The organism is Pseudomonas fluorescens (genome assembly GCF_902497875.1).
GTDB classification, from domain to species: Bacteria; Pseudomonadota; Gammaproteobacteria; order Pseudomonadales; family Pseudomonadaceae; genus Aquipseudomonas; species Aquipseudomonas fluorescens_BR.
Map to the genome: position 1 here is coordinate 1 of NZ_CABVHY010000163.1, position 613 is coordinate 613.

General features: G+C 51.2%; 2 rRNA genes. Both read left to right on the forward strand.

What is annotated here, in order from left to right:
* Nucleotides 1-306: ribosomal RNA gene (locus F8N85_RS34440) — 23S ribosomal RNA — on the forward strand; the annotation flags it as partial.
* Between the two features lie 170 nt (nt 307-476).
* Nucleotides 477-592, forward strand: a 5S ribosomal RNA gene (rrf, locus tag F8N85_RS34445).
* Nucleotides 593-613: the final 21 nt, after the last annotated feature.

The following is a 613-nucleotide window of genomic DNA, read 5'->3' on the forward strand; positions in this document are numbered from 1 at the left end:
GACAGTTCGGTCCCTATCTGCCGTGGACGTTTGAGATTTGAGAGGGGCTGCTCCTAGTACGAGAGGACCGGAGTGGACGAACCTCTGGTGTTCCGGTTGTCACGCCAGTGGCATTGCCGGGTAGCTATGTTCGGAATAGATAACCGCTGAAAGCATCTAAGCGGGAAACTAGCCTCAAGATGAGATCTCACTGGGACCTTGAGTCCCCTGAAGGGCCGTCGAAGACTACGACGTTGATAGGTTGGGTGTGTAAGCGCTGTGAGGCGTTGAGCTAACCAATACTAATTGCCCGTGAGGCTTGACCATATAACACCCAAGCAATTTGCATGCTTCGAGCTGAAAAGCGAAAAGGCACCAGATTGCGGTGTGTGAAGACGAAACGAACCGAAAGTTCGAGATACTCACAAAACACCAAGCTATCACATACCCAATTTGCTGAAGCGAGGCCAACTGGCCACGACTCAGTACCCGAATTTCTTGACGACCATAGAGCATTGGAACCACCTGATCCCATCCCGAACTCAGCAGTGAAACGATGCATCGCCGATGGTAGTGTGGGGTTTCCCCATGTGAGAGTAGGTCATCGTCAAGATTAAATTCCGAAACCCCTATC